The organism is Acinetobacter sp. TY2 (genome assembly GCF_046269225.1).
Taxonomy (GTDB): Bacteria; Pseudomonadota; Gammaproteobacteria; order Pseudomonadales; family Moraxellaceae; genus Acinetobacter.
On the sequence record NZ_JBJZOR010000046.1, the window covers coordinates 1 to 7844 of the forward strand.

Genomic DNA, 7844 nt, shown 5'->3' on the forward strand with positions numbered 1-7844 from the left:
TCAGGGTGAAGTGTGTCTAATCAACAGGGTTTTCGGTCTCTAAGCACTTTTTAAAGGGAACATCATCGACTCAAATCACTATTTGCAACAGTGCCATTAAACTCGCCTCTGCTCAAGGGAAGTACAAAGGCCGGGTACATAAATTGAAGCCTGATCAAGCTGAAGCTTTGCGACAAGAATGGAAGGAAGGGAAGTACCCTTCAAAAATGGCATTAGGTCAGGCATTTGGAATTAGTCGCCAGGCGGTATACCGCTATTTAAAAGCCGGTGAGTAACTCAATTTAAATTAGCGACTATATTTAGTTGAGATTATGAAAACCTTAGAACGTGATAAATCCATGAAAAAGGCACTGTTGCAAATAGAGATTTGAGTCGATGATGTTCCCTTTAAAAAGTACTTAGAGACCGAAAACCCTGTTGATTAGACACACTTCACCCTGAGGCTGACCATAATAAAATGACGATGCTTGTCCTTTACGTAGTGCACGCATGACTTCAATACCTTTAATTGTGGCATAAGCCGTCTTCATAGATTTGAATCCTAATGTGGCCCTGATGATCCGCTTTAACTTACCATGATCACATTCAATGACATTATTTTTATACTTAATCTGCCTGTGCTCAATATCTACTGGACATTTTCCTTCTCGCTTTAATCGTGATAAAGCATGGCCATAGGTCGCTGCTTTATCTGTATTGATGACCCGTGGAATTTGCCATTTTTTCACCGTATTGAAGATCTTTCCTAGAAAACTATAGGCTGATTTACTGTTCCGTCTAGCGGAAAGGTAAAAGTCAATCGTATGACCACGTTGATCAACTGCACGATACAGGTAAGTCCATCGCCCCTTCACTTTGATATAAGTCTCATCCATATGCCATGAATGTAAATCTGTAGGATTACGCCAATACCAGCGTAAGCGTTTTTCCATTTCTGGAGCATAACGCTGAACCCAACGATAAATTGTGGTGTGGTCAACATTCACACCTCGTTCAGCGAGCATTTCTTGAAGTTCACGATAGCTGATGCCATATTTACAATACCAACGAACAGCCTAAAGAATGATTTCACCTTGAAAGTGCTGACCGTGGAAGGGATTCATATACTGAACCTTTAGCTAAAAGAGTATTTAGTTTACCATTGGTGGTTATTTGCAACAGTGCCCTTTTTATTCAATAATCATGTCCCCAACAGATCCTCATGTTTTATTCATAGTTCATACTTTCTGCTTTAAGTGCTGACCACAATTTTTTAACATATCATTTTTCGATTCAATTACTTGAGTTTTAATATCCAGTAAACTTAATAAGCTGGGGAAAAGATTGTCATGACTCAAGATTTGATCTGATTGAGTACTTAAACATGTCAATTGTTCTGTATTATTTAGCTGCCATGCCTCTGAAAACCACATCAGCATAGGGATATGCGTTTGTTGAGTCGGTGCCATAGAATAAGGTGCACCATGCAAATATAAACCATGTTCTCCAGTCGATTCCCCATGGTCAGATAAGTACCAGAAACCAGTTTGGTAGTCTGTATTTTGTTTTAAGGTCTGAATGATTTGACTTAATACATGGTCTGTATAAACAATCGAGTTATCATAACTATTGTGCAATTCAGTGGTACTGCATCCTTGAATGGCATTGCTATTACACATAGGTTGAAACGGTTGATAAGGTGCTTTGGAACGTTTGAAGTATGCCGGTCCATGGCTACCCATTTGGTGTAAAACAATCAAATGAGATACTGTGTCATTTTTTTTCAGATTCTTTAAATAATCTTGCAAACTATCCACCAGAATCTCATCAAAACATTCACCGCTAGCATCACACCATTTTTGTTTTAATGCCTGTGGAATTTGATATTGTTCAACTCGATCACAAGCACCTTTACAGCCAGAATTATTATCAATCCATGTGACTTTATAGCCTGCTCGTTGTGCAATATCCAGTAAACCTTCACGATGATTTACTAATTTTTCATCATAGTTTTTACGTGTCATCCCTGAAAACATACACGGAACAGATACTGCGGTTGCAGTACCGCAAGAACTCACTTGACTAAAGTTGATGATATTTAGTTTTGATAATTCCGGATTGGTATTTTTTGCATAGCCATTCAATGAAAAACTTTCAGCACGTGCAGTTTCCCCTACCACTAAAACCATCAATTTAGGAAGCTTAGAGGGTTGCGCTGGTTGCACTACATGAGCATCTTCACCATAGGCAATAAGCGGTAATTTTTCTTTAGGGCTTTTTTTCTTATAATAAGATAGGGTAGATGCGATGGTATTTTGCGGAGAGATCATACCTTTTAGGTCACGATGTTCACGGAATATCGCTGCATAATCAACATAAAAGCAAAATAATAAAGTTGCTATGACGATGAAAGAAACTGAACTCATTATAGCTTTTTTAAATATGTGTTTCTGTAATGGATCTTGTTCAATTGTTAAAACTGCCACAACACCGAGTGGAAAAAGAACAAAAATGAGCGTCCAGATGACCAGACGGATAGACCACAAATCTTTCGCTTCCCTCACATCTGTTTGTAGCAGATTTTGTATTTGATCCGGGGTAATGATGACGCCCAAACTATTAACGAAATAGGCACTTAATCCACCAATGATAATTAACAAACTTGCAAAAAATTTAGCACTCCATTTCCAACTGATTAATTGTAATAGTAGGTTATAAATTGCAACTATGACAATTAGTGTTGCTCCCAAAAACAACATTGATTTCATACCCTTATAGGGAGTAAGTTGATTAATTTTTTCAAAAAAACCGAAATTTAAAACTAAACCCAGCCAAATCGCGAGAATGAAATTAAATTGCATTAAAGTAATAGGTTTCTTTAAATCTTTAAGTTTTAAAAACCAAGTAAGCATGATTAACCGATCAAAAATTGTTAAAATTATATTCTAGAATTTAAACCTTAAAACTGAATTAAACAATATGAAAATCTGTCACTAATTATAATAAAATTCAAATATTTAGAATTATTAAATAATGATCACCACGCTCCTCTGAACACAGTTAAATGATTAATATTTTAGGCATGTTTTATTGTATAGCTGATAGGTTAATTAAGTAGATTGTTTTTTGTTCAGCATTATAAGGGCTGATATTATCACTTGATTTGGTGTCTAACTTGATTGGATCACTACAATTTATTCTTAAGCTTAGGTTAATGAAACCACTTTAAAATATTAAAAAAGATCACCAAAGAGTTCAGCTGATGAATCAACAAGAATCAAGTATCGCTACTCACCTTTCTAAAGTTCCTCAAATAACTGCACTTTTCTGGATCACTAAAATTTTTGCCACAACTTTTGGTGAAACTGGCGGTGATGCAGTATCGATGTCTCTAAATTTAGGCTATTTGATCAGTACCTTTATTTTCGCAGCAGTATTTATAGCTTTGCTATTCTTTCAAATCCGCTCTAAATTTTACCGTCCTTATTTGTATTGGTTTACCATCATCGCCAGTACGACCGTAGGTACGACACTGGCTGATTTGATCGATCGATCTTTGGGGATTGGTTATATCGGCGGAAGTAGCCTATTGCTCGGTTTGGTCTGCTTGTCTTTATTCAGCTGGTATAAGGTTGAAGGCAGTATTTCACCGCATACGGTGAATTATCCACGGGCAGAAATTTTCTATTGGTTAACCATTACCTTTTCCCAAACCTTAGGGACGGCTTTAGGAGATTGGTCAGCAGACACCATGGGGCTGGGTTATAGCGGTGGAATTATCCTTTTCGTCGGTCTTATTCTCATGATTTTGGCCCTGTACAAATTCACTCATGTTTCAAGAACCTTACTGTTTTGGAGTGCATTTGTTTTAACCCGCCCTTTGGGGGCTGTGGTGGGGGATTTCCTGGATAAACCGATCGCTTCGGGTGGTTTGGATTTAAGTCGCTTTACTGCTTCAGCTGTCATTTTGATTGCGATTCTAGTGTGTATTCACTTTAGCAATAAAACGACTGCAAAAAAGGCCTAAATATATAAAGTCGTATTGATATCGAAACATTGATTGGATCTGTGCGCTGACAAAATATGACAGTAAGCCCTGCTAAAAATGCTTTCAACGAGGAAATTTTTTCGCCATGATTCCATTGATTCAAGCCAATCAGCAATTGTTCATCTTGAGCATCCTTGTATTTTCACTGGTTATTCTTTTGTGGGTATTACAGTACTGGATTATTCAGCATGGCAAGCAATTATTTGATTCAGTTGTGCAGTATGGGGGAACGTTTAAACAGCAGGTGGGAAAAAGCAATTTATTCATTCGAATAAAATACAAGTACCCCCGTTTTTTTGGTTTTTTGTCGAAAAGATTTCAGCTCCAGCATTTTTATGGCTTACCTCTGACGCTTTTATTTTTAGCCATGGGCTATATTTTAGCTTTGTTTACCGGACTTGTTGAAGATGTGGTTACTTCAGACTCCATCGTGACAATGGATTATTTTGTTTCCCAACAGATGAATATGCTGCATCAACCCAGCGTAGTGGATTTTTTTATTTTCATCACCAGTTTTGGTTCTACAGCAATTTCTTGTTTGATTGTGATTTTAGTCGGTGTGATCTGCTGGATCATTCGCCAACCCTATATATTAATAGGGTTGCTGGTCTCCACTATAGGAAGTTCTATATTTACCTTCCTGAGTAAACTCTTATTTCATCGCGTGCGACCAGCAGATGCTTTACTGCTGGAGCAATCCTACTCATTCCCTAGTGGACATGCCACCATTGCTATTGCCTTATATGGATTTCTTGCTTACCTGGCTATTCGTTTTAGCCCAAATTTTATCAGACAAGTCCGTATATTTTTTACGATGTTTCTTTTTGCTGTACTTTTAGGCCTAAGTAGAATTGTCTTAAATGAGCATTACTTAAGTGATGTGCTGGGTGGTTTTTTGGTAGGAACATTATGGTTAATTGTCAGTATTAGTCTGACAGAATGGTTAAGTGCCAGAGGAAAAATTATTTGGCAAATACCTGGGTCAGCTATGCAGACTTATACAGTAAGCCTAAGCATTATTTTGGTTCTGCTTGCTGCGCTAATCTATGCAGAAGTCTATCAATTTCCATTGTTGGCTTAAGTAAAATCAACTTTTAAGATCTTTTAGTGGACAAGTAAAATAATTGACCAAATAATAAAAATAATGAGAAGTGCTGAAAATTGTGCCGCACTTCTCATATCTTTTGCCTTTTTGGAATGCATGTTTTTCAAGCGAAATACGATCTAAAACAGCTTCAATCGCAGAATTGAATAATTCCACAATTACAGCCAGTAAACAGACAGCCACCATCAGTGCCCGTTCTATAGAAGAAACAGCAATAAAAAAGCTCATAGGAATTAGAATAAGATCAATTAATACGATTTGACGAAAAGCTGCCTATTTTTAGACGCTGTTTTAGATCCTAAAAATGAATAGCCAGTGGCTACTAGAATCCGTTTTAAAATTTTTTTGCCTTTTAATCACGGTTTTTGAAATTAGCCAATAATAATCTCTACAGATGAAATAAATTTATTATAATCATCCTGATAACAAAAAGGATATACCTTGTGCGCCATTCTTATCATATTGAAAAACATTACATCGAACGTGCGGGATGGTTGCGTGCAGCTGTGCTGGGGGCAAATGACGGGATTATTTCAGTCACAAGTCTCGTGGTGGGAATCGCAGCCAGTGGAGCATCTACCCATACTGTACTGGTGACCTGTATCGCCGGATTAATATCTGGAGCTGCATCGATGGCTGCAGGTGAATACATCTCCGTTAAATCGCAACAAGACATTGAAAAGAATGATCTGCAGATGGAAGAACGTGAACTGCAACGCCATCCTGAACATGAATTAAATGAGCTAAAAAATATTTACATACAGCGTGGATTACAACCCGCTTTAGCGCAAGAAGTCGCGCAACAACTGACTGCACACAATGCTTTAGATGCACATGCGCGTGATGAAATTGGTATTTCAGATCATACTTCTGCCCAGCCGTTTCGTGCTGCCTTCTCTTCAGCCATTGCATTTACTGTAGGCTCATTATTTCCTTTAATTTCAATTATGCTTCTGCCTGAGCGATACTTAGAGAAAGGCGTCATGCTGATTGGGGTATTAAGTCTCGGAATTATGGGTGCCTTGGCCAGTTATGCGGGCGGCGCCAGTATTTGGAGAGGTTCGATTCGGGTAATGATTTGGGGTATTATTGCCATGTTATTCAGTGCTTGGATTGGATCATTATTTAATGTTGCGGTGGCATAAGATCCTTTTTTGTATAATCCAAATATTCCCACTCCATGAGGAGTATAGATAATAAGTCTATAGAAATACCTGACCTATCTGACATGCTTTATATCAATAAAGCATGTTGTTCTAGGTGAACAATATGCCTATTTTCTATAGTTATAGATCTAAATCATTTCATTTTTTTAAAAAGCATACTTTTTAATACATTATCTTTGAAAATAAAATGGTGGATTAATGCAGCACAAGCATGTAAACCTACGACTGTAATAAAGAAGTTACCTAAAAATTGATGCATCTGACCAATATATTTAACCTCTCTAACACTGCTCAAAAGTGGCAAATTTAAAGAGAATACTTGGAAGTTATCAGTGAAACTCGATAATGCAAGCCAGCCCGCTATTGGAACGACACATAAACTTACGTAAAGCGTAAATCTGACAATTTTAAATAATTTTATTTGATACGGATTAATGATCTCATTTTGAGGAATACTTCTTTTATAGAGAAAAACAACACTCAACCGCACGAAAAATAGAATAAATATTGAAATTCCACCTATAACATGAATCTGGCCCTGCAAACCTGTTCTTGTTGGATCTCCACTCGTCAAATATACAATTACAACTAAAACAAAGGTAATCCAGTGCATTATTATCATAGGTTTAGGATAATTATTGTTCATATTTTTTTCCTGAATTTTAAATATTTATATAAAACTGAACCGATGAAAAAAGAATAGATAAAATTTATCTAGTAAAGTAGTCGTAGCCCAAGTTGGCTGCAGATCATCTCCCAACTTGAAGATCTTTTGTAATTTCAACATACCTCATTTCTAGCCTATACATGGTACTACTATAATCTTAAAAATAACTTGCCAGACGCTTAGAAACTTTGGGCACGAAGGTTTATTTTTAATAGGCAGCTTATAAATGTTATTTCAGACATTGGATTGGGGAAAGCCTGCAAATGCAGGCTTGGTCTTATTTTTGTACTGGACCGATAGTATTAAAAAAATACACATCATAATTGCGATAATGTAAAACTTGAACATTCGCATAATGAGGGGTAAAGGAGTTGCTGCGAGCCAGCACGACAAGGGCTTGTCCAGCTTTGATCTGTTGATCAAGCATGGAGTCGGACCAAAGGTATTGCCTACGTTCGGGTTCAAAAATCAGGCCATCCTTGAGTTGTTCTGAACTACTGTCCTGGCTGGCATTCTCCCAGTCATCCACCAAATAAACAGGTTTTTGTAGATTGAGAAGGAATGGAACATCATAAAAATAGTTGTGATAAAACACAATTGGCATATTTGCCTTAATATTTTTCTGGAAAGAAACCTGATTCGCATTATTTTGCACATCAAGAATTCTGACCCCAAGACTCACGCTCATACAGAGCATTATTGCCATACTGAACATCAGTGAAAAATAGGAAATTCGCTGTTTGAGATAATAAAAAATGAGCAGAATACTGAATATAAGAATTCCAGCTCCCAAGCTATAGAGGGCACTGTTGCAAATAGAGATTTGAGTCGATGATGTTCCCTTTAAAAAGTACTTAGAGACCGAAAACCCTGTTGATT

At 37.1% G+C, this 7844-nt stretch carries 5 protein-coding genes and 4 pseudogenes; 4 read left to right on the forward strand and 5 right to left on the reverse strand.

All coding sequences use genetic code 11. The features are described 5' to 3' along the window. Positions 1 to 95 precede the first annotated feature (95 nt). Positions 96 to 275 (forward strand): annotated as a pseudogene (locus tag ACK1JC_RS16570) (recombinase family protein); the annotation flags it as partial. A gap of 123 nt (positions 276 to 398) precedes the next feature. Here ACK1JC_RS16570 and ACK1JC_RS16575 read toward each other — a convergent pair. Beyond that, positions 399 to 1103, reverse strand: a pseudogene (locus ACK1JC_RS16575) (IS6-like element IS1008 family transposase). Positions 1104 to 1217: 114 nt separating this feature from the next. Further along, a complete protein-coding gene (locus ACK1JC_RS16580) occupies positions 1218 to 2891 on the reverse strand; it encodes a phosphoethanolamine--lipid A transferase (RefSeq protein WP_348960259.1) in 1674 nt (557 codons plus the stop codon). Between the two features lie 350 nt (positions 2892 to 3241). On the opposite strand from ACK1JC_RS16580, the gene ACK1JC_RS16585 reads away from it, so the two are divergent. Both ACK1JC_RS16585 and ACK1JC_RS16590 read left to right on the forward strand, forming a co-directional pair. Beyond that, positions 3242 to 4006, forward strand: coding sequence for a hypothetical protein (locus tag ACK1JC_RS16585; RefSeq protein ID WP_176538567.1), 765 nt, complete (start codon positions 3242 to 3244; stop codon positions 4004 to 4006). A 106-nt stretch (positions 4007 to 4112) separates the two neighbouring features. Then, complete coding sequence (locus ACK1JC_RS16590) at positions 4113 to 5108, forward strand: phosphatase PAP2 family protein (protein ID WP_004827121.1); 996 nt, start codon at positions 4113 to 4115, stop codon at positions 5106 to 5108. A gap of 23 nt (positions 5109 to 5131) precedes the next feature. Here the strand turns inward: ACK1JC_RS16590 and ACK1JC_RS16595 are convergent. Next, positions 5132 to 5473 (reverse strand): annotated as a pseudogene (locus ACK1JC_RS16595) (diacylglycerol kinase). A gap of 102 nt (positions 5474 to 5575) precedes the next feature. Here ACK1JC_RS16595 and ACK1JC_RS16600 point away from each other — a divergent pair. Beyond that, complete coding sequence (locus ACK1JC_RS16600; RefSeq protein WP_004761016.1) at positions 5576 to 6277, forward strand: VIT family protein; 702 nt, start codon at positions 5576 to 5578, stop codon at positions 6275 to 6277. 154 nt (positions 6278 to 6431) lie between these two features. Here the strand turns inward: ACK1JC_RS16600 and ACK1JC_RS16605 are convergent, their stop codons facing one another. Then, positions 6432 to 6944, reverse strand: a complete 513-nt coding sequence (locus ACK1JC_RS16605) for a cytochrome b (protein ID WP_004761014.1) — start codon at positions 6942 to 6944, stop codon at positions 6432 to 6434. Between the two features lie 298 nt (positions 6945 to 7242). After that, positions 7243 to 7844 (reverse strand): annotated as a pseudogene (locus ACK1JC_RS16610) (dolichyl-phosphate-mannose--protein mannosyltransferase); the annotation flags it as partial.